The sequence below is a fragment of the Lewinellaceae bacterium genome (assembly GCA_020636105.1).
GTDB lineage: Bacteria > Bacteroidota > Bacteroidia > Chitinophagales > Saprospiraceae > BCD1.
The window spans coordinates 1,909,484-1,932,967 of the sequence record JACJYL010000002.1 but is presented as its reverse complement, the minus strand read 5'-3'; the positions used below and the strand labels follow the sequence as shown (position 1 = coordinate 1,932,967).

Below are 23,484 nucleotides of genomic sequence, written 5' to 3'. Positions count from 1 at the left end.
TTTGTAACGGGTATGGCTTTGGGATTATCTTCCTGTAACAAGAGGCAACCTGAACCCCCGGATTACTTATTTGAATTAAGATCAACGGAAACCACCGGTCTTGATTTTGTCAATGCCCTTCCCGTGGAACTGGAACTCAATATTTTTAATTACTTATATTATTACAACGGAGGGGGAATAGCGGTGGCTGATTTTAATAATGACTCTTTGCCGGATATTTACTTCACTTCCAACCTCGGGAAAGAAAAGATGTTCCTCAACCAGGGAGGACTGAAATTTAAAGATATCAGCGACCTGACCGATATGGATGGTGGACCAAATGGTTGGTCAACCGGCGCTTCCGTAGTCGATATAAACGGAGATGGACTGCTGGATATTTACCTGTGCCAGGTGGGAAAATACAGGATACTGGACAACAATAACAAACTTTTTATTTGTACTGGTATTGATGCAAACGGGATTCCTCAATATGCAGAGTCCGCTGCAAAGTACGGGCTCGATTTTAAAGGGTTCAGTACCCATGCCGGATTTTTTGATTACGACCTGGATGGCGACCTCGACATGTACCTGCTCAACCATAGCGTACATCAAAACGGTACTTTCGGGCCGCGGGAACGGTTCCTCAATACCGTAGATTCGGTTTCCGGAGATAAGTTGTTCAGAAATGATGGAGGGCATTTTACCGATGTTACGGTGAAAGCCGGGATACAAAGCACCGTCATCGGGTACGGACTGGGACTGGCCTTCGGAGACGTCAACCTCGATGGGTACCCGGATATTTATGTCGGGAATGACTTCCACGAAAATGATTACCTGTATATCAATCAGAAGGATGGGACATTCAGGGAAGAGCTTAACAGCCAGATCCGGCATACCAGCAAATTTACCATGGGCGTGGACATGGCCGATATAAACAACGATTGTTATCCCGACATTTTTTCTCTTGATATGTTGCCGGAAGACCCGGTTATTTTGAAACGTTCGGAAGGGGAGGAGGCCCTGGATATTTTCCGGTTTAAACTCAACTACGGATACAATCACCAGTTTGCCCAAAATGCCCTTCAACTCAATAACGGTAATAATGTCTTTAGTGAAATAGGTCGGTACAGCGGTGTTTTTGCAACCGATTGGTCGTGGTCTCCTTTGTTGATGGATATGGATCTCGACGGACAAAAAGATCTCTTTATCAGCAATGGCATTCCAAAGCGGATGAACGATATCGATTACATCAACTTTGAGGCCGGCAGTGAGGTCAAGTTCAAGATACAGTTTGACCATTTGGAAGATACGGATCTCAGCGTGATCAATAAGATTCCTGAAATTAAGATCCTGAATAAATTTTACATCGGTTCGCCTTCTCTCCATTTTGAAGACGCCGAATCCAGGATACTGAACAATAAAGTCAGTTATTCCAACAGCGCAGCATTTGCGGATTTTGACCATGACGGGGATCTCGATATCGTTACGAATAATATTGATGACCCGGCATTTTTATATGAGAATCTCGTAAAAGAACCGGCCGGAAAATCGCTGAAGGTTCATCTTTCTTCCTATGGGATGAACAGGGATGCCATTGGGGCCAAAATCCTCGTTTATCAGTCCGGCGCCCTTCAGTATATGGAAAATTTTCAGATACGGGGATTCCAGTCTTCCAGAATCGGACCGTTGGTGATTTCCAAAACCCAGAATACCGTTGATTCCATAACCGTCATTTGGCCGGACAATACTTTTACCACCCTGACCGACGTCAGCGGATCTGAAATTTATATCACTCAGGCACCCGGTCTGCCGGTATTTGATTATAATCGTATTCATAAATCTTTTGAATACCAATGGGCCGGTGAAGAAAAAGCATTGGGGGTGGATTATGTTCATGAAGAAAATCCTTTTGTGGAATTTGACAGGGAAGCCCTCATTCCGTTTTCCACCTCCTCCGACGGACCGGCTCTTGCAGTGGGTGACCTGAACGGGGACGGACTGGAAGATATTTTTGTTGGAGCGGCCAAATGGGGGGTGAACGCCCTCTTTTTTCAAAAAAATGACGGGACTTTTGAACGGGTACAGAATAGCGAGATGAGGGAAGATAGTACCTATGAAGATGTTCGGGCCATGATCTTGGATGTGAATAATGACGGGGCCAATGACCTGGTCATCGCAACGGGAGGCAATGAATTTCGTGGGAATAGTGAGTTCAATGCCCCTTTACTTTACCTGAACGACGGTTCCGGAAACCTGTCGCGTAAGGCTGATGCATTCCCGGGAGTATTTGTCACCTCAGGTGGATTGGAGGTATTCGACTTTTCCGGTGATGGTTTCCCCGATGTGTTCATCGGAGCCCGGGCCGAACCCTGGGCCTATGGTGAAATACCCAAGTCTTATTTTTTGGTCAACGACGGTACAGGGAAATTCCTGGATGCCACCGGCAAGTGGCTTCCGGAGGAAGGTTTGCTGGGGTTTGTAAAAGGTAGCTCCAGGGCAGATATCGATAAGGACGGCGACGAGGACATTTTGCTCGCCCTGGAATGGGATGGCATCAAAGCCCTAATGCTGGACGGCGACCGCTTCACCCTAAAGACCCTCTGCCCGGAAAGAGGCTGGTGGAATTTTGTCTTACCATGCGATATTGATAATGACGGAGATATGGATCTGCTGGCAGGTAATCAGGGCCTTAATACCCGAATGTCCGTAAGCCTTGAGAAACCCATGAGAATGTATTATGCCGACTTTGATGATAACGGGACCAAAGAGCAGGTGTTGAGTTATTATGTCAAAGGCAAGGAAATTCCTTTTCATAACAAAAAGGAGCTGCAGGGGCAGTTGCCTTTTGTCAAAAAGAAATTTGTATACGCCGGGGACTTTGCCGAGGCCGCTTTTACTGAAATTTTTCCGGCGGAAAAACTGGGGCATTATTTTGAAGCGGATCAATTCAGGAGCATGGTGATGATCAATGACGGCAAAGGTAATTTCGAGGCCCGTGCCCTGGAAATAGGAGCCCAGCAAAGTCCGTTCTACGCGGCTATGCCTATAAATGCAAACGGTGACGACCTGCCCGATTTTATCATGATGGGAAATTATTTTGACGCCAATATCATGATGGGGATGTATGATGCCAATTATGGTACCCTCCTGATCAATAAGGGATCGGGGAATTTCGAGGTAACCCAACCCGGCGGCGAAGTGGTCGGCGGTCAGGTAAAAAACATCCGTAAGATCATGGTCGGCGGCCGGGAATATTGGATAATCGCCAGGAATAATGAATCTCTAAAGGTGGTAAGTTTTAAAGGAAAACCCGTTTTGGGGAACTAATTTGATTGTTTTTGGACGTGATCCATTTTGACACAAAATTAATACTTTATGAAAAATATTCTCGCATTGCTGGTTTCTGTTATTGGTTTTTCCATCCTGAATGCCCAGTCCACCTGGGAAGTGGAGGCTGAAAATATCGATCCCAATAATTATTACGGAGTGACCATGGCCAACGGGATCGTGGGTATCGTATCGGCTGCCGATCCTTTGAAGGTAAAGGATGTTGTTTTAAACGGAGCTTATGATTATTACCAAAGAGGAAGGGTTTCCAATATTTTGAAATCCTTCAATCACCTGAATGCCGACCTGATCATCGACGGGACAATGATCAACCGGTCGAACATCAGTAATTTCAGGCAGGTGCTCCATATGAAAACGGCCGAATTTGTGACCACTTTTGATTTTGGAGAAAAGGCGTCTGTGCAGAGCAATATGATGTCCCTGCGGCATTTGCCTTATACCGCACTTATGGTCATAAAAATAACGGCCCACGAGGATATTGTAATTACGCCTTCTTCCATCATCGTAGCGCCGGATCATCTCAGTGATGTCCGGAATTATTTTGCAGAGATCGACAGGCCCCATGTTAAGATCCCTCTGATGACCTCGGTGGCCAATAGCCCTTCCGGGAAATTGAAGGTGGCGGCCAGCAACAGTTTCATTTTTGAGGAACCCCACGGGGAAGAGCCGGTACTCCTTCATGAGGATTGGGATTATAACCGGCATCTCATGAAATTTACCAAAAAAATCAAAGCCGGGGAGACCTATACGTTTAGTATTGTGGCTTCAACGACTTCTTCGGAGCAATACGAGGATCCGCATAATGAAGCAGAACGGTTGACCGTCTTCGCCAAACTGGAAGGTCGCAAAAAACTATTGGAGTTCCATCAAAAAGCATGGCAGAAACTTTGGGATACCGGCGATATTGAGGTGGTCGGAAATGATGATGTAACCCGCGATATTCGCTTTGCATTGTATCATTTATACTCCTTTGCCAGGAAAGGCACCGCTTATTCCCTTTCTCCCATGGGATTGTCCGGTTTGGGGTATAACGGCCATGTATTTTGGGATACGGAACTCTGGATGTATCCTCCGATACTGATGTTGCAACCGGAAATGGCCAGGTCATTTCTGGAATACCGTTTTGAACGACTGGAAGCTGCCCGGCAAAATGCCTTTTCACACGGATACGAGGGGGTAATGTTTCCATGGGAATCCGCCGCCGACGGTTCTGAAGTCACTCCTGTTTGGGCGATAACCGGGCCATTTCAGCATCATATCACGGGATGTATCGGTTGGGCCGCATGGAAATATTACCAGGTGACAGGCGATAAGGAGTGGTTGCGCACCCGAGGTTGGCCGATCCTTGAAAATGTCGCCAAATTCTGGGCGAGCCGGGTGGAGCGCAACGGTCCGGGGCATTACGATATAAAAAATGTAATCGGTGCCAACGAGTGGCAGGAGAATATTGACAATAATGCTTTTACCAACGGGATGGCCATCACCGTTCTGAATTATGCCACACAGGCAGCCCGCGAACTGGGTATGGAACCCGATCCCGACTGGATGCTGGTGGCTAATAATATTCCCATTCTCAAATTCCCCGACGGAACCACCCGTGAAAATGCCACTTATGACGGCGTGATGATCAAACAGGCGGATGTCAATCTCCTGGCTTACCCGCTGGAAGTCGTCACTGATAAAAAGCAGATCAAAAAAGACCTTGACTATTACGCCACGCGTATGGCACCCGACGGTCCCGCTATGGGCTCAGCTATTCTTGCCATATTGTACCAAAGATTGGGTGACCCGGAAAAAGCAGCTGCTGTGTTTTCAGGAAGTTATAAACCCAACGAAGTGCCGCCTTTCGGGGTCATTTCGGAAACGGCAGGCGGAACCAATCCTTATTTTGCCACGGGAGCCGGGGGAATGTTACAGGCAGTCATGGCCGGCTTTGGAGGGTTGCAGATCACGGACGACGGCATCACCCAAACCAATTATAAATTGCCGGCATCCTGGAAGAAACTCATTATAAGAGGCGTAGGTATTGAGGATAGGGAGATCGTGATCGAAAATAAATGATTTTTAACTGAAACCAACTTTGACACCTGATAAAATTGAACCATGAAGAACATCCTGATCAAAATTTCTCTATTCATCAACTACTTCGTTTTTGCGATTCTTTTGAACAGCGTAGGCGCAGTGATCCTTCAATTACAACGCAACCTGGATATTTCCAAAGCTGACGTTTCCATACTGGAGGGATTCAAAGATATTCCCATAGCCCTGGCTTCTTTTTTTGTAGCCTCTTTTCTGCCCAAGTTGGGCATCAGGAAAGGAATGAGTATCGGTTTGGCTGCCGTGGCGATTGCCTGTTTCTGTATGCCGTTGATAAAGGCAGAATTCTGGCATTTTAAACTGCTCTTTGCCACCACTGGGGTAGCCTTTGCCATAATAAAGATCGGCGTATTTGCGACCATTGGCCTGGTGACCGATTCCGAGCGGGAACACCGCAGTTTTATGAGCTGGATCGAAGGGTTTTTCATGGTTGGGGTGTTGGCAGGCAACCTGATCATCAGTTTTTTTATTGATGACAACAATCCAAAATCTACGGAATGGCTCAATGTATATTGGCTTTTGGGTGGATTTTCGGTATTGGCGCTTGTTCTGTTATGGTTTTCGCCTCTCGATGAGTCCAAAGCCCACAAGGAAGGCAATGCCCTTTCAGAAGACTTTTTGGATATGATCAAATTGATGGCAAAACCTCTGATACTGATCTTCATCATGAGCGCCTTCCTTTTTGTGCTTATCGAACAAAGCTTCCAGACATGGATGCCTACCTTTTATGAGAGCGTGCTTAGTGTACCGGCTTCAATGGGTATCCAGGCAGCATCCATCCTGGCGGGGGCTTTTGCACTGGGGAGGATCGCAGCGGGTTTTGTGCTAAAAAAAATGAAGTGGCTCCCCTTCTTGTTGATATGCCTGGGATTGCTTGCCATCTGCATCATTATCAACCTTCCCCTGGCCAATGCAGCTGAGATTTCTTCTGACATCAATTGGTTTAATGCTCCCCTGATCGTTTACCTTTTTCCTTTGATGGGCATTTTCCTGGCACCCATTTATCCAACGATCAATTCAGTGATCCTGACGGCCATTCCGAAATACCTGCACAGTTCCATGTCGGGGCTGATCGTTGTTTTTTCGGCATTGGGAGGTACTATCGGATCTATGATCACCGGCCATTTGTTCGAGTATTTTGACGGAGCCATGGCCTTCTACCTTGCCCTGTTGCCGATAACACTTTTGGCGGCGGCGCTTTTTATTTTGAACCGGCTGTTTTTAAAACAAAAACAGGCCGGGGTATAATTTAAAATTTATCATTTCCAGATGCAACCCTACGACATACTTTTTGGCGAATTATTCATAGCCGTTCAGACGAGCGGTATTTTTGAAGACAGCAAGACTTTTGTGGATATGGATCCCAGGAGTACCCCCCGGGAAATTCTGGCGAACTACGAAGCCGGTAAAAACAAGGAGGGATTCGATTTAAAGACCTTCGTGTTGGATCACTTTGATCTGCCGGCCCGATCTGAAACGGTTTTTAAAAGCAATACGGAACTGAACCTGTCGGAGCATATAAAAAGCTTATGGCCACACCTCACCCGGCCTGCGGATGATCCCGATCAGAAGGGAAGTCTTATTCCTTTGCCGAAGTCCTACATCGTTCCGGGAGGGAGGTTCCGGGAAATTTATTACTGGGACAGTTACTTTACCATGCTGGGGCTCATCGAGCAGGGAAGGATAGATATGGTGGAAAATATGGTTGATAATTTTGCCTACCTGGTAGATCGTATCGGTTTTATTCCCAATGGTAACCGTACTTATTTTCTGACCCGATCCCAACCGCCCTTTTTTGCTTTGATGGTTGACCTGTTAGCCGGAATACGAGGCCAGGAGATCATCCTGCGTTACCTGCCATTTTTGCAGAAGGAATACGATTTTTGGACGGTTGACAACCCGGAACGGATCGTGGAAATTAACGGTTTTGCCTTTTCGCGTTATTGGGATAGTAGTACCGCGCCGCGACAGGAATCTTACATCGAGGATGCCGAAATGGAAGGGTTTTCGGAAAGACTGGCCAGGGACATTCGTGCAGCTTGTGAATCAGGATGGGATTTCAGTTCCAGGTGGATGCAGGAAGATTTTGATCTCAGGACGATCAAAACGTCGAATATTATTCCTGTTGACCTCAACAGCCTGCTTTTTTTTGCGGAAACAATGTTGAGAAAAGGGTATGCTCTTAAGGAAGATACCGCACGTGCCTCTCATTTTGAGAAAGTGGCAGAAAGCCGGAAAAAACACTTAAACGATTTATTTTTCGACGCCGAAACAGGAGGGTATTTTGATTACCTGATCGAAGAAAAAAAGTTGTCAAAAAAGAAAACCCTGGCCATGCTGTTTCCTTTATTTCTGAATATCGCCCAGCCTAATATGGCATCAGTGGTTGCCAAAACCATTCAAAATGAATTTTTAAAAGCCGGCGGATTGCAAACCACCCTGGTAAAAAACGGTCAGCAGTGGGATGCCCCCAACGGATGGCCTCCCCTTCAGTGGGTGGCCGTGAAGGGGCTGCACCAATACGGTTTTGATGCACTGGCCGTTGAGATTGCTGAAAGATGGACCACCCTAAATGAAAGGGTTTTCAAGCAAACCGGCAAAATGATGGAAAAATACAACGTTGTAGATGCCAGCCTGGAAGCCGGGGGAGGAGAGTATCCCGTACAGGATGGTTTCGGATGGACAAATGGCGTTTACCTGGCCATGCGGGCTTTCCTTGCATAGCATGCCGCGATGCTGAACCGCTCCAAAATCAGGCAAAAAGGCACTCAAGTGTTAAAGATATTTTAAAATTCAGGGCTGAGCCTTGTCATTTATACAACTTAGTGTCAAATTGACGTTTTCCGGAAGTGTTTTAATGACATTTTTTACGATTTTGAAGAATGGCATTTTTATTGTAATTTTTTTTTAGGTCGACCATTCCTGAAAAGGAAAAACAAAACAAAAACCTGCTTGTATCATTAGATTTCTTAACTCACCGGGATCCGAAAACCGGCGGGAAGAGACGCCATACGCCTTTCCCTGCCAGGCTTTCCGGAAGGTGATTAATTTTTCACTAAAATTATTATTATCATGAAACGGAATCTGGTATTTTCAGGCATTATCGCACTGATCGTAAGTATGGCAACCCTGGGTGTTTTTTCCCTGGTTACCCGCAACTCTAACACCGTGAGGATCGAACACATTTCCGGAACACCCTCACAAAGTGCATTGTACACTCTTGATGAAAACAGCAAATTAGTCCCCCTGGATTTCACCCAAACGGCAGGAAAGGTCGTGGAAGGGGTCGTCAATATAAAGTCAACCCAAATTTATAGTGCCGGTCGTAGTCAGGAAGGGAACATTCCCGACCAATTCAGGGATTTTTTCGGAGATCAGTTTCCCCAGTTTTTTGGACCGCGCAGCCGTGGCAACACTCCTGACAACCGGTCCGGAAATCCACCTACAAGAGTGGGAACCGGATCCGGGGTCATTATCAGTGAAGATGGTTATATCGTAACCAATAACCACGTGGTGGCGGATGCCGATGACCTCGAAGTGACCCTCCACGATAACCGCACCTACAAAGCGGTGGTGGTCGGAACGGACCCCACAACAGATCTAGCCCTCATTCGCATTAAAGAAAAAGGACTCGTTCCCGTTCCCTTTGCCAATTCTGATGCCGTAAAGGTAGGAGAGTGGGTACTTGCTGTGGGAAACCCCTTTAGTCTGAACTCCACCGTTACCGCCGGTATTGTTAGCGCCAAAGGGCGAAACATCAATATTCTCAAGGAGCAATACGCCGTGGAGAATTTTATCCAGACCGATGCGGCCATCAATCCGGGCAACAGTGGCGGTGCGCTGGTCAACCTTGAAGGCGGACTGATCGGGATCAATACCGCTATCGCAAGTCCTACCGGTTCCTATAGCGGATACGGGTTTGCAGTACCGGTCAATATTGTGAATAAAGTGGTGGAAGACCTGATCAAATACGGAGTTGTCCAGCGGGGTGTTCTCGGGATCATGATCCGTTCCGTTGACGGTAACCTGGCCAGGGAAAAAGATCTGCCCGTCCTTCAGGGCATCCTTGTTGACAGTCTGATGGACAATAGCGCAGCCGGTGCGGCCGGGATTAAGGTCGGAGACATCATCACCAGGGTGAATGATATGGAAGTTAACTCCTCCCCTGAACTCCAGGGCATGGTGGCCCGCTACAGACCCGGTGAAAAGGTAACCCTTACCGTCAACCGACAAGGGAAAGAGAAAGTCATTGATGTCATTCTCAACAACAGGCAAGGGAACACAGCGCTTGCAGCAAAAGAAAAAAGCGAAGCCGTGAATCTCCTGGGTGCTGAACTGGAAACCGTCGATGGTGCCCTGGCTAAAAAACTCGACATCAAAGGAGGCGTGAAAGTGAATAAGTTATTTGCCGGAAAACTCAGGAAAGATACCGATGCCCGAGAAGGATTTATCATCACCAAAGTAGATGGAGATGAAGTGTCCAGCGTAAAAGAACTGGAAAAGAAACTCGAAAATAAAAAAGGCGGCGTAATGCTTGAAGGTGTCTATGAGGACGTTCCGGGAGAGTATTATTATGCATTTGGTATGTAATGCGCTAAAATATATGAGGTTTTTGTGCCTCGTTCCAACAGGAGTAATCCCGAATTTTGTCTTGCGGCAAAGTTCGGGATTTTTTATTTCCTCAAAAAAAATCAGGAATTGACAGGTAACCGGCATAAATAAGGGTACGAGTTACATTTATTTTAATATTTATTACCTTTGATTACGAACGCAGTTTTTTTTAGAAAATGCTGCGTTTTCCCATATACAAACCTGTCTTTTTAAAGATATGGTCTGTGGGGGAATTTTGCCATTTAATCGCTTTAATTAAACTCGACTGGTTATGAAGAACAAAATTACGCTCGCCATTTTGATGGCACTTTGTTTTCCATTGTTGATGACGGCACAGCAGGAAAACACCAATAAGAACAAATTCCGTCAGTTGTACTATGAATTGCCCACGCCCAACAGCTACCGCACTGCTTCAGGGGCTCCAGGGCATGAATATTATCAGCAGAAGGCTGATTATGTGATGCATGTTGAACTGGATGATGAAAAACAGCGTGTGTCCGGGGACGAAACGATCACCTATCACAATAACTCCCCTGATGTGCTCACTTATCTTTGGCTCCAGCTGGATCAGAATATGCGTGCCAAAGATTCAGACACCCACAAGATCAAAACAGATGAGATCGATGGACGAACTTCTTTTAATCAGTTGAAAGGCCTGCATGATCGCTTTGATGGAGGCTTCAATATCGAATACGTGAAAGATGCCGGGGATGCTCCCATGGGGTACCTGATCAACAAGACGATGATGCGGGTGGATCTCAAAACACCTTTGGCACCGGGAAGTTCGGTTACTTTTAAAATCAAATGGTGGTACAATGTGCAAAGCCGCATGGATTGGGGAGGCCGTTCCGGTTATGAACCTTTTGATGACGGCAATATCCTGTACACTATTGCCCAGTTTTTCCCGAGAATGGCGGTTTACAATGATGTAGAGGGCTGGCAGAATAAACAATTTTTAGGAAGAGGGGAATTTACACTCGCTTTTGGCGATTACGAAGTGCATATCACCGTTCCTGCCGATTTTGTGGTGGCTGCCACAGGAGAACTTCAAAATTCAAAACAAGTGCTGACAGCCACCCAGCGAAAACGTTGGGATGCGGCCCAAAAGAGTACGGACAAGCCTGTAATCATTATTACGGAAGAAGAAGCCATCGCCAACGAGAGCAGCCGGTCGAAAGATAAAAAAACCTGGATTTTCAAAGCGCAGAATGTGCGTGATTTCGCCTTTGCCACCAGCCGCAAATTTATTTGGGATGCTATGGCCGTGAAGTTTGGCGATCGCACCGTTATGGCCATGTCTATGTATCCAAAGGAAGGAAATCCCCTTTGGGAAAAATATTCAACGAGGATGGTGGCTCATACATTGACCTCTTATTCGAAATATACTTTTGATTATCCTTATCCGCTGGCATGGTCCATTCACTCCAAATGGATTGGAATGGAATACCCGATGATCTGTTTCAACGGGGGACGGCCTGAGCCTGACGGGACTTATTCCGAAAGGACAAAATACGGCATGCTGGGCGTCATTTGCCACGAAGTGGGACACAACTTCTTCCCTATGATCGTCAATTCCGATGAGCGCCAGTGGACATGGATGGATGAAGGGCTCAATAGTTTCGTGCAAGATCTTGCCGAACTCGAATGGGATGCCAATTACCCCACAGGTTCGGGACATCCGACCAAAATTGTGGATTATATGAAAATGGAAAAGGAGAAATTGACTCCGATTATGACCAATTCCGAGTCCATTCTCAATTTCGGACCCAATGCCTATAGCAAACCGGCTACGGCCTTGTTTATCCTCCGCGAAACTGTTATGGGACCTGAGTTGTTCGATAAGGCCTTTAAGGAATATGCGACCCGTTGGATGTTCAAACATCCCAGCCCGGCAGACTTCTTCCGGACCATGGAAGATGCTTCAGCAGTTGATCTGGATTGGTTCTGGCGGGGATGGTTTTATACCACGGATAATGTGGACATTGCGATGTCTGAAGTGAATTGGTTTACCGTGGATACCAAAAATCCCGAGGTTGAAAAAGCGTTGGCGAAAGCCAAACGGGACAATGAGCCGGAATATATCGGGGATATTCGCAGGGAGAACAGTGAAACAGTGGTCACCCGCGACCCGTCTATGCTGGATTTTTATAATAATTATGATGAACTCGATGTCACCGTATTGGATGAAAAGGAATACAAGCAGTTTTTGAGTAGCCTGACAGATGATGAAAAGCAGATCATTAACGGAGGAGGGAATTATTATTCCATTAAATTCAAAAACCTGGGTGGATTGGTCATGCCTGTCATCCTGGAATTTAAATTTAAAGATGGCACTTCCGAAGTCGTTCGCATTCCGGCTGAGATCTGGCAAAAGAACAATGAAGAAGTCAGCAAAGTGTTCTATTTTGAAAAAGAGGCTTCGGAGATCATTCTCGATCCTTTTGTAGAAACGGCAGATGTGGACAGGAATAACAATTACTGGCCGAAGCGGAATGAGCCGACCCGTTTTGAAGTGTTTAAAGGAGGAGCCGGTGGACGCCGCGGCGGCGGTGGCGGAAAGAATCCAATGCAAAAGGCAAAGGAAATAGAAGCCATGAGTGAAAAAGGAGCCAAAGATGCTCCTGCAGGAGGGCAGGGAGAAAAGAAATAAAGTCACCTTTTGTGATTGCTCAAAAAGCGCCTTTTTCGGGAGAAAAAGGCGCTTTTTATTTTAACCATTTTCAAAATTTTTCAAAAAAAATCATGAATTATGAAACCTTTTTTGACCTGTGGCGTAAACCATTATAATTTTTAAAATATTTCTTCATCCCTATCGATTAGAATTAAAAAAATAGATATAAATTTGTTAATCAAATATTTATCTACATTCCCTCCGTTTCAGTTGTACCGTAAAATTAGAAGAGTAGGCAAATTATATTAGCTTTTATGAAAATTAAAGTTTATATTTGGTTAACATTTGATATTACAAATGTGATCTGCATACTCACCATAATTTATTTTTAAAACAGCATTTAAAGAAGGGGTTCAGTCCTGAATTAGTATCAGGGTTGTTTTTTTAACTAAATTGCGCCAGGATAATTGACAACGGCCATTCGTTTCCTTTCATTTGGTAATAACAAAAGCACAATGTTATTTTAGGGGTAATGCCCATTAAGTATGTCTACCGACATGATAAGTTACCATTGTGCCATTTGTTGATTTCTGTTTGAAGGATAAGGAATTTCGGGTCATCCCCCTTTCCTTACGCTATTGTAACACTATGAGAAAACTGTACTTAATATAGGACAGTTTTCAAACATGAAACATGAAAATTTACATTTTAACACTAACACTGGTAACAAGTTTACTCATCTCCCTCCGTGCCCAGGACTATAGTCTGTTTTTACACGGAGGTACTGAAATTCCTGAAGAAGGTTTACGACAAAGTATCCATCTCGATCAGATGGTCGATGGTTATTTTTATTCAATCCTTCAATTTTATGACATTCCAACGGCTTCTGTCAGGGAGCAACTTTCCGATGTTGGGATCGAATTACTGATTTACGTACCTAATTATGCCTGGTTGGCCCGCATACCCGCGACAGTGAACCTGGAAGATTTTCCGCTTCGCGCGATTGTTCCATTACGACCTCAGGATAAGATATTTCCTTCCCTACAAACAGGGAGTTTTCCTGAATGCCTCTTGGAATCAGGGGGCATAAGAGTGAGTGCTATGCTCTATCCCCGGGTGTCGAAAAGTGCTTCAAGGGCTTCTATCGAACAGGCAGGATTCGAGAACCTTTTGCTTAAAGGACGTGCGGTCAATATGACGGTTCAGGCCGATCAGTTGGAAGCTCTCGCCGGCCTTCCCTTCATCATGGCGATCGTCCCTCGTGAATGTGACCCTGAAAAAGAAGGGATCAAGGGTCGAACGCTCGTTCGGGGCAACCTGTTGAACGGAGGCACTGCTTTCACCGGTAACGGTATTTCCATTGGTATTGCAGATGACGGTTCGGTGAGTCATGAAGATTTTCGTGGCCGCATAACTGATTTTACGACGGGGGATGTCGGTACCCATGGAGATATGACCGTCGGATTGGCCGGTGGGTGTGGTAATATTGCCCAAAGAGGGGTAGGAATGGCTACCGCAGCCGATCTATTCCTTTTTGATATCGAAGGATACCCTCACATCATCAATGCCGTTGAAAATTTTGTCACCTACCAGGTTGAAATTACTTCTACTTCTTACGGAGAAGGTTGCGGAGGGTACTATACCTATACGGCACAAGAACTGGATCAGCAGGTTTATGAGAACAATAATTTTTTCCATTGTTTTTCGGCAGGAAACCGTGGATTCGACGGGTGTAATGATATTTACGGTGGTTTTGCCAATGATGATTTGACGCGATTTGGGAATATCACAGGAGGGCGAAAAGCAGGGAAAAATGCTATCGCGGTAGGCAACGTCTATTACAACGACAGCTTGCGGGTCACTAGTAGCAGGGGACCCACCAATGATGGAAGGATCAAACCGGATATTTGTGCGCCTGGCCAGGGGAACCTGAGTACCGGGGAAAATAATACCTACCAGGATGGGGGAGGAACCTCGGCCGCCTCACCGGTCATTGCAGGATCTGCAGCCCTGATATACCAGGCTTACGAGGAAAAGTATGACGGAATATCGCCTCCTTCAGGACTGATCAAAGCGATGATATTGTGTTCAGCAGAGGACCTGGGAAGGCCTGGGCCCGATTACGAACATGGATGGGGGAGAATACACCTCGGAAGGGCTTTAGAAGTCCTTGAGGAAGAACAGTTTATTACCGACACCATTGAACATGCGTACCAGGACTACCATCAGATCATCATCCCGGACGGCACAGGCCAGGCCAGGATCATGGTTTACTGGATGGATCCGGCTGGAGTGGTATTGTCTTCCAAAGCATTGGTAAACGATATTGACATTTCCCTTCAAAGCGGTGCAGGTCAGCTTTACCTGCCTCATGTGCTAAGCCATTACCCGCATTACGACAGTCTTACGAAACCCGCCTATCAGGGATACGATCATGTAAACAATATGGAAGAAGTCATTCTCAACAATCCTCTGCCGGGAGCTTATACCCTTAGAGTTAAAGGACACATGATCCCGGAAGGACCCCAGCAGTATTTTGTGGTTTATTCCTTTGTGAAGGATGAAATTGAGGTGACTTACCCTTCCGCAGGGGAGGGGTTTGTGCCGGGAGAAAAAGAAATACTTCGCTGGGATGCCTATGGAGATCAAGGGACTTTCCTGCTGGAATATTCCCTTGACGGGATGGAAAGCTGGCTAACCATAGCTGATGAAGTTCCGGGCAATCTTCGATATTATGAATGGAAGGTTCCTGAGGTGGTTTCGGGCAACGCCTTTATCAGGATCAGCAGGGGAGACCAGACGGCTCATTCTGAAGAGAATTTTACAATAATAGGTATACCGTCTTTTGATTTTGATTATGTCGATGTCAATACGGCATCTATTTCCTGGTATCCTGTTCCCGGAGCTACTTCTTATGAAGTGTACGCCATCGGGGAAATGTTCATGGAACAAATCGGTTCAACCCAGGGGACATCCTTTTCTTTTCCAGTTCAATTATGGCAAAGCAACTGGTATAGTGTCCGGGCTGTCATTAGTGAACAAGCCAAAGGCACCAGGGCTGACGCCAAAGAATACACCCACCAGACCTGTAACGCCAATTTTGGGATTAATTTTCAGTTCGATCTTTACCCGGGAGAAATAAGCTGGCAGGTGACCAATCAAAGTGGAGATGTGGTGGCCACGGGCGGCCCTTACGATTACCTGCCTCCGAACACCTACTTGTCTATAGAAAAATGTCTTCCTTATGGCTGTTATACGCTCAAAATATGGGATGCTTATGGTGATGGGATTTGTTGCAGCCATGGGGACGGTTATTATGAATTCATCGGACAGAATGGCCAGGTTTTAACCACGGGCGGAGCTTTTGGAGGGCTTAAAACCATTTACTTCTGCCTGGAAAATACGATGGGGGATCTTTCGATGAATGTATCCAGCCTGCAAAATGTGTCCTGTTTTGGAGGCAATAACGGAGAGGTAACGATACATGCCATTGGAGGCAGCGGAAATTACAGTTACCTTTGGAGCAATGGGGCCACAGGTCCTCATGTTACAGGCCTGACCGCCGGTACCCATTCGGTGACGGTCACGGATGGTTTGGCACAATTGTCCACCAGTGTAACCCTCACACAACCTGTACCTATAAACGTGAATATTACTCCTGTTGATATTAATTGCAGCACCATTACAGCCGGATCCGTTTTGACAGAAGTCTCAGGAGGGCTCCCTCCCTATAATTATTTTTGGAGCACCGGTGCATCTACCCCTGATATTGGTAATCTCGAAGCCGGAAATTATAAAGTTTCGGTAGTGGACGCCAATGGGTGTTTAATGGCCGCGGAAACCACCGTGGCTCAGAACAACAGCCTTGAATTGACTACCACCGTGGTGAGCCCAGGCTGTTTTGGGGCTGCAAACGGAGTAATATTAGCTTCGGCCACCGGAGGTGCCGGAAATTACAGCTACTTGTGGAATAATGGTCTGAACACTCCGACAGTCTTTGGAATTGCTGCGGGAAATTACCAGGTGACGGTTACTGACAGTAACGGTTGCAACGGGGTCCGGTTTGTCACAGTGGATGAACCGGAAGTGCTCGGCGTAGAAGGAATTATCACCCATCCCGGATGTGACGGCGGAAACACAGGATCCATTGAGTTGATCGTAGAAGGGGGGACGGCGCCTTACCAATATGTCTGGGATACCGGACAGACGAGTTATAATGTGTACAACCTGAGTACCGGAAATTACACGGTTACTGTTTTGGATGCTAATAATTGTAGTGATGTGAAGACTTTTGAAGTAAATATTTCCTCTCCCATGGTGCTGCATTTTGACACCAACAGTGCCCTGGAAGGCAATGATGGCAGCATTGACCTCGAAGTGGATTATGGCATGCCGCCTTATACTTTTTCATGGTCCAACGGGGCAAACTCCGAAGACCTGGTAAATATCCCTGCCGGCACCTATGGGGTTACCGTTACCGATGACAGCGGTTGCCAGGCGACGGGCGAAGTGAATGTAGGCGGCGGCGAATACTGCCTGCTGAGAGGCAGCAATACCAATTACGAATGGATCGATAAGGTCACCTGGTCGGGCCAGGCTTTCGTATCCGGTAAAAATGGCGGATTGGGTCTTTTTCCCGGAACCATTTTTACGGCACTTACGGGGGCCACCCATTTGCTGGAAGTACAACCGGCATTTTCAGCCACCCCATTTGGGGAGTATTGGCGCATCTGGATCGACTACAACGGGGATTATGATTTCTCGGACGAGGGAGAAGAAATTTTTGCAGGGGGGGCCATCATGGGCAACTTATCGATACCGGTTACCATTCCCAATAATGCGGTTCCGGGGATCACGCGAATGAGGATCGCCATGAAATATGGTACTTTACCACCCCTTTGCGGCACCTACGGGTACGGAGAAGTAGAGGAATATTCCATCCTGATACAACCTGCAAGCGGGCTGAATGCGGCTATCGGAAGTTATCCGGAATTGGATTGGAAAGCCGAAAAAACGGAGCGGTCCCTTGGGGTTAACGCCTTTTCGGTTTACCCGAATCCTGCATCGGATTATATCGTAATTCCTCTGGAAGCAATGCATCCGGGAGACCTGGTTCGGTGTACTATTTACAGCCTGGACGGACGTAAAGTGAAAGCGTTTAATATCGAATTGTCGGACAATGAACCATATAGGGAAATTTCTGTCGATAATTTGCCGGAAGGCCTCTATCGAATGGAACTTTTTGGAAATAATTCCGTACAATTGGCTAAATTTGTAATCAGTCGGTAAGGGCACCATTAGCGTGTCATTACCGAAATTATTAAAGGTGAAGCATCGTTTTTTTGGGATCAGGCAGAGAGTCGTATTTACCATTTTTTTGAATACGAAAACCCAAATTTAAACTATTGAGCCGTTCACCATCAACACACACACCTTAGACCGAAAAAAACATTCCAAACTAATTATTCGCCGGTCCCTGCAATGGGGATCGGCCTTTTTTATTAAAAAAAGTCGTATCTTTAGTGGTGGCATTTTCTTCAAATCTTCTCTTCTTTAATGGCCATTTTACACCTTAACCCTGTATTTTTTAACCTAATACACTAAGCATGAACCGAATGACCCAAAATCCGTACAATTTTTTATGGGGTTTCGTTCCCATATTGATGGCTCTGGCTCTTTTCTTTATTGCCGACAGTTTCATTGATGTCCAGATTTTTGAAACCTATTATGCGGTTTCCACTTTCCATACGGCAGTTATTTTTTCCATGTATCTTGTTTTTGCCGGGTTATTGTACTGGCTGTTCCGGAAGGTAAAGCTGATCCACTGGATGACCATCGTTCATGTGGTCTTGTCAATCCTGATGCCGGCAGGTGTATTGTTTCTAAGCCGGGCAGTTTTAAAGGAGGATCCAGCTCCGGTCAATGGCACTTTGCTCGTCCTTTTTTCCCTGGTATGGGTCTTTAGTCAACTATTATTTTTGATCAACCTGGTAATGGGGGCCATTCGTAAGGAATGAATGATTGAATGGAGAGCCCATGCAGATGTCCCCAGGCATCCGGCATTTTGATCTCTACATGCTGGAAGCCATTTGCCTGGGCCATTTAAGCTTAACTTTTACATTCTACATTTTACATTTTACATTTTACATTTCTTAGCTTTACAGGTATATGAAAAAATTAGAGAGGAGTTTACCATTGGCCACAGTGGTCGCCATTAGCATTGGCGGGATGTTGGGGAGCGGGATTTTTGTGTTGCCTGGTCTCGCAGCCATGAAAACAGGACCTTCGGTCTGGCTGGCTTACCTTTTGGCGGGTCTTTGCGTCCTGCCTGCCGCCTTGTCCAAGTCGGAACTGGCCACTGCGATGCCTACCTCCGGAGGGACTTATGTTTATATCGAAAGAGCCTTCGGTCCGGCCATGGGTACCATTTCCGGGCTGGGATTGTGGTTGTCGCTATTGTTGAAGAGTTCCTTTGCGCTGGTAGGTTTTGGCGCTTATCTGTTTATCATTGCTGCCGTTCCGATGAAAGCTGCCGCGATGGTTTTTTTGGTCGTGATTGTATTGCTCAATATTTTAGGGGTCAAGAAGGTGGGCAAGGTGCAGTTGTTTGTGGTGGTGGTAAGCATTATCAGTCTGGCGATAGTGTTCTTGTTTGGATTGCCCTCGGTAAAACCTGAGCATATGGACCCGCTTTTCACCCACGGTGGGGGCGGACTTATTGCAGCAACAGCTTTTGTTTTCATCTCTTACGCCGGCGTCACCAAAGTAGCGGCCATTGCCGAAGAGATCAAAAACCCGGGACGCAACCTTCCCCTGGCTATGATGCTTTCCTTTGTGATCGTCATGAGCATTTACGTCCTGATCACTTATACCCTGGTCGGGAATATTCCGGTGGCGGAACTGGCAACGGATATCCGGCCCATTTACACGCTGGTCGCGCATCTTGGCGGCCATTCCTGGGGATTGATGGCGGCAGGATTAGGGGTCATTACCCTGGTTTCCATGGCCAATTCGGGAGTGCTGGCCGCTTCACGATTTCCCTTTGCCATGAGCCGCGATAATTTGTTGCCTTTTGTACTGAGAAAGGTTCATCCCCGGTTTTTGACGCCCTTTGTTACCATTATTGTCACAGGAGTGGTGATGGCGTTGGTGATTCTTTTACTGGATGTGGAGAAAATTGCCAAGCTGGCCAGTGCTTTCCAGGTGATGATGTTTGTGATGGTTAACGCTTGCGTCATCATTTTTCGGGAAACTGCCGTACAATGGTATAAACCCGATTTCCGGTCGCCTTTTTATCCATGGGTGCAACTTTTTGGTATCGTATCAGGCATCGTTTTGCTGGTGGTATTGGGTGGGCTGGCCCTGCTCGCCGGAACGGTGATCGCCCTGGGCGGAGCCATGGTTTATTTTCTTTACGGCAAAAATAAAGTACAACGCCTGGGCGTACTGACGATGTATGGACACCGCCCGGCCTTGTTTTTCTTTTTTAAATCCCACCGTCAATCGAAAGGTGATCCGTTAAGGCCACAGATCCGCAATACGGTAGAGCCTGTGCCCATCCCCTTATTGGAAGAGATGCTGACCCGGGAAACAGGCGTGGTGGTTCCCCTTTTCGGGAAGGAACGCTCCCCGGAAATGCTGGTGGAGATTGGAGCTGCCCTGGGAGAGGGCAATCCACTCCAGGTGGTTTCCCTGACGGAAATCCCCGACCAGACCATGCTGGATGCCATGCTGGAAGAAGAACCCCGGATCACTTCCATCCACCGCCGGATTTCCGCCATGGCCGAAGAGAAAAATGTGGAAGTGGGCTTCGAAGCCATCATCACCCACAACCTGACGGACACCGTGCGGCTGATCAGCAATCGCACCCATTGTAAATGGATGCTAATGGGCTGGAACGGCAAGGTCGGCGACGGACTGCTGGTACGCAACCCCATGGGCTGGCTCATCACCCACATGAATGTCAACCTCGCCCTGTTTAAAGACAACGGGGTGCGTTACATTCGTCGTGTACTGATCGGGATGCATCCGCAACGCAACGATGCCTCCATGATCATCATTGCCGATCGTATGGCCCGCTATAATAATGCTACCCTCAATTTTATGCGCATCATGCCCGAAGAGGCTACCGATGAGGAGGTACAGGCCCTGATCGATAAATCACAGGCCCTGCTGGATCAATGCAACGTGCAGGCAAAAGTCATCGTCAAAAAAGACAACAACCCCGTCACGGCTATGGAAAACGCCTCGGTGGAATACGACCTCATGGTCATCGGTACCCCCGAAAAGGCCAACCTGCTCAACCTGATGCTGGGCACCAGGAAGGATAAGTTTACCGATCATGCGGCTTGTTCTGTGTTGAGATTGACGTTGGCGTAATTTGTAACGCAGGTTTTTTGGTTTTGATTTAATAACCGCCGAAAATTACAATAGGTGCAGATCACCTATAAATTTGTTGTGAAAAAATTCTAAAATCTATCAAAGGTGCAGCGTCCCGGCATCGTATGCCATGGACAGGCTACCGCAACATTTTTTCGATGTTCGCAGATTTAGGTTGCGGTGCGCTGCACCTTGAGTCCCTTTCCCCTTGTTTGGTGACAAAGATTAAGGTGCTCTGCACCTGATTGTATTCGGTGGTTAAGTGTTTAAAACCAATTTGGCTGTTTGAAAACGGCTTGTTTGATATAGTTGAAAAAATCGACAAATAATGGCCAAACTTAACCAACAAAACAGAATACTTGAATTTCGTGAAAATATTGTCTTAAGCGAGGTTAATGGCGAGGTCTGTAAACATAGGCTTCAATAAAAGTTGGCGTTATCAATTTTGTCGATGTTGATGATCTTGTCGGCATTTTGGGTGATGTTTTTATCCCCGATATGCACGTTGCCACCTGCGGTAATCGTCGAGCCGCTCACCACATTTTTACTGTTGACGATGGAAATGGCCTGTTCCATCTCCTGTTGAATGGCAGGCGTAGCCTCCTGTTTTTCCACCTCACTCAGCAAATCCAATAATGCCAGCCGGATTTGATTTTTGGTGACATTGGCCTGCTCGAAATCGACGGTACCCAGGCGTATGTGTTTCATGATATCGGTATGGCGGGCAGATTGGATGAGAATTTCATTGAGTTTCGGGCTGTTGGCCAATAAAACCTGTAAGGCTGTTATGGCATCTTGGATTTCGTCACCGGCTATTTTTTGACGAATGGCGACTATGAATTGTTTTGAGTTCATTGTGGTTCGTTTGAAACAAATATACCTTTTTATGATGAGAGAAATAAGGTTTTGGCTCAGAAAGATGGGACTGAAAATACAGGGTATGAACTCATAATAAAATACAAAACCCGTTTAATTCGTCAAATTCGTTCCATCTCAGTGCCATCGGGAGCGTTTATTAAAGGATTATTCTTTTGCTTTGCGCCCCTTGCGGGTAAACTCTTCTCCTAATTTGCCTTCGGCAACCTAATTGTAAACGTGGTTCCTTTATTTTCCTCGGAGTTCTTTACGAAGATTTTACCGGAGTGGTATTCTTCGACAATGCGTTTGGCGAGGGAAAGTCCGAGGCCCCAGCCACGGCTTTTGGTGGTGAAGCCGGGTTTGAAGATGGTTTTGAATTTATTGGTGGGGATGCCCTTACCGGTGTCCGTCAGATCAATGTTGATGTACTTTTCATCAGGGTATATTTTGGCGGAGATGTGTCCTTTGCCGTCCATGGCATCGAGGGCATTGCGAAGAAGGTTTTCCACTACCCAGTCAAAAAGGTGCTTGTTGATGTTTACCCGGTAATCGCCGGTGTCGGGAGCCGGAAAATCAAAGGAGACCTTGCGTGGTGCTCTTTTCTGCATATAGTGACGGCACTCGTCGAGTTCTTGGTAAATGTTGACACTTTCCAGTTTTGGGGCTGAACCGATCTTGGAGAATCGGTCTGCCACCAGGTCGAGGCGGCCCACATCTTTGCTGAGTTCTTCGGCAATTTCGAGGACTTCCGGGTCTTTGTCGCGGATCAACCTAAGGTGTTCCACCCAGGCCATGATGGCAGAGATGGGCGTCCCTAGCTGGTGGGCGGTTTCCTTGGCCATGCCGGCCCATATCCTGTTTTGTTCTGCTCTCCGTGCGGCGTTGAGGGCCAGGTATCCGAAGAGCACAAAAGAGCCTATGAGCAATAACTGAATGAAGGGAAAAAACCGCAATTGCCGTAATATGTTGGATTCTTTGTAATAAATAGACACAGCAAAACCCTGGATGGGTTCGTAATCGGTGGCCTGTAATTTGGCGACTTCTTTTTTAAAATAAGGTTCATTGCCTTCGAGGTCACGGTCGAAATTGGCCACAGCATCGATGCCGCCCCTTTCATTGACAATGATGACGGGAATCGTCGTATTGGAACGGATGATGAAGGAAGGAATTTCCAGCCCGCAATAGTCAATGTCTTCATTGTCAAAATCATTGATCTCTTCAATGGCCATAAGCCAAAGCTCTACTTTCTTTTTCTCCTCTTCCGCCAGTTTGCCTGCCAGGTAATTCGTGTAAACGAGCGATACCAAAACAATCAGTACGCCTAATATGGCCAGATAAATTTTCCAGGTAGACTTCTTTTTGTAGATATCCATACGAGCGTTTGACGTGTCGCGTTTATTTCGATCCCAAAGTTAATGAAATTCATTTACGAATTTCGAATTTCGAAATACGAATTGAGAGGACCTTGTGTGAATATGGTTCGAATGATTAATTTTGTAGCTTAACTTTGCACAAATTACCCAATTATGATTAGAACGTTCATTTTAGGTCTTTTGGTTTTTCCGTTTGTATTAAATGCGCAGGAAAAATCATCCGTCAGG

At 46.4% G+C, this 23,484-nt stretch carries 11 protein-coding genes; 9 read left to right on the top strand and 2 right to left on the bottom strand.

The window, feature by feature from the left end; genetic code table 11:
* Positions 1 to 12: 12 nt before the first annotated feature.
* The 9 genes from H6571_24720 to H6571_24680 all read left to right on the top strand — a co-directional run bounded on the left by H6571_24720 (position 13) and on the right by H6571_24680 (position 21,025).
* Entirely contained in the window at positions 13 to 3,306 is a 3,294-nt protein-coding gene (locus H6571_24720; GenBank protein MCB9326956.1) for a VCBS repeat-containing protein, read from the top strand.
* Positions 3,307 to 3,354: 48 nt separating this feature from the next.
* On the top strand, positions 3,355 to 5,388 hold the full coding sequence (locus H6571_24715) for a glycoside hydrolase family 65 protein (GenBank protein MCB9326955.1): 2,034 nt from the start codon (positions 3,355 to 3,357) through the stop codon (positions 5,386 to 5,388).
* Positions 5,389 to 5,430: 42 nt separating this feature from the next.
* Positions 5,431 to 6,672 (top strand): MFS transporter, encoded by a 1,242-nt coding sequence (locus H6571_24710; GenBank protein MCB9326954.1) that lies wholly within the window; start codon positions 5,431 to 5,433, stop codon positions 6,670 to 6,672.
* Positions 6,673 to 6,693: 21 nt separating this feature from the next.
* On the top strand, positions 6,694 to 8,148 hold the full coding sequence (gene treF / locus H6571_24705) for an alpha,alpha-trehalase TreF (protein ID MCB9326953.1): 1,455 nt from the start codon (positions 6,694 to 6,696) through the stop codon (positions 8,146 to 8,148).
* Positions 8,149 to 8,496: 348 nt separating this feature from the next.
* Positions 8,497 to 10,014, top strand: a complete 1,518-nt coding sequence (locus H6571_24700) for a Do family serine endopeptidase (protein ID MCB9326952.1) — start codon at positions 8,497 to 8,499, stop codon at positions 10,012 to 10,014.
* A 292-nt stretch (positions 10,015 to 10,306) separates the two neighbouring features.
* Positions 10,307 to 12,685, top strand: a complete 2,379-nt coding sequence (locus tag H6571_24695) for a M1 family metallopeptidase (protein ID MCB9326951.1) — start codon at positions 10,307 to 10,309, stop codon at positions 12,683 to 12,685.
* Between the two features lie 654 nt (positions 12,686 to 13,339).
* The gene (locus tag H6571_24690) at positions 13,340 to 17,935 is read left to right on the top strand and encodes a S8 family serine peptidase (GenBank protein MCB9326950.1); all 4,596 of its coding nucleotides are present in this window, start codon (positions 13,340 to 13,342) and stop codon (positions 17,933 to 17,935) included.
* A 317-nt stretch (positions 17,936 to 18,252) separates the two neighbouring features.
* A complete protein-coding gene (locus H6571_24685) occupies positions 18,253 to 18,663 on the top strand; it encodes a hypothetical protein (protein ID MCB9326949.1) in 411 nt (136 codons plus the stop codon).
* 151 nt (positions 18,664 to 18,814) lie between these two features.
* Positions 18,815 to 21,025, top strand: coding sequence for an amino acid permease (locus H6571_24680; GenBank protein MCB9326948.1), 2,211 nt, complete (start codon positions 18,815 to 18,817; stop codon positions 21,023 to 21,025).
* A gap of 420 nt (positions 21,026 to 21,445) precedes the next feature.
* Here H6571_24680 and H6571_24675 read toward each other — a convergent pair whose 3' ends face one another.
* Together H6571_24675 and H6571_24670 are read right to left on the bottom strand one after the other, a co-directional pair.
* Entirely contained in the window at positions 21,446 to 21,880 is a 435-nt protein-coding gene (locus H6571_24675; GenBank protein MCB9326947.1) for a hypothetical protein, read from the bottom strand.
* Between the two features lie 209 nt (positions 21,881 to 22,089).
* Positions 22,090 to 23,256, bottom strand: coding sequence for a HAMP domain-containing histidine kinase (locus H6571_24670; GenBank protein ID MCB9326946.1), 1,167 nt, complete (start codon positions 23,254 to 23,256; stop codon positions 22,090 to 22,092).
* Between the last annotated feature and the right edge of the window lie 228 nt (positions 23,257 to 23,484).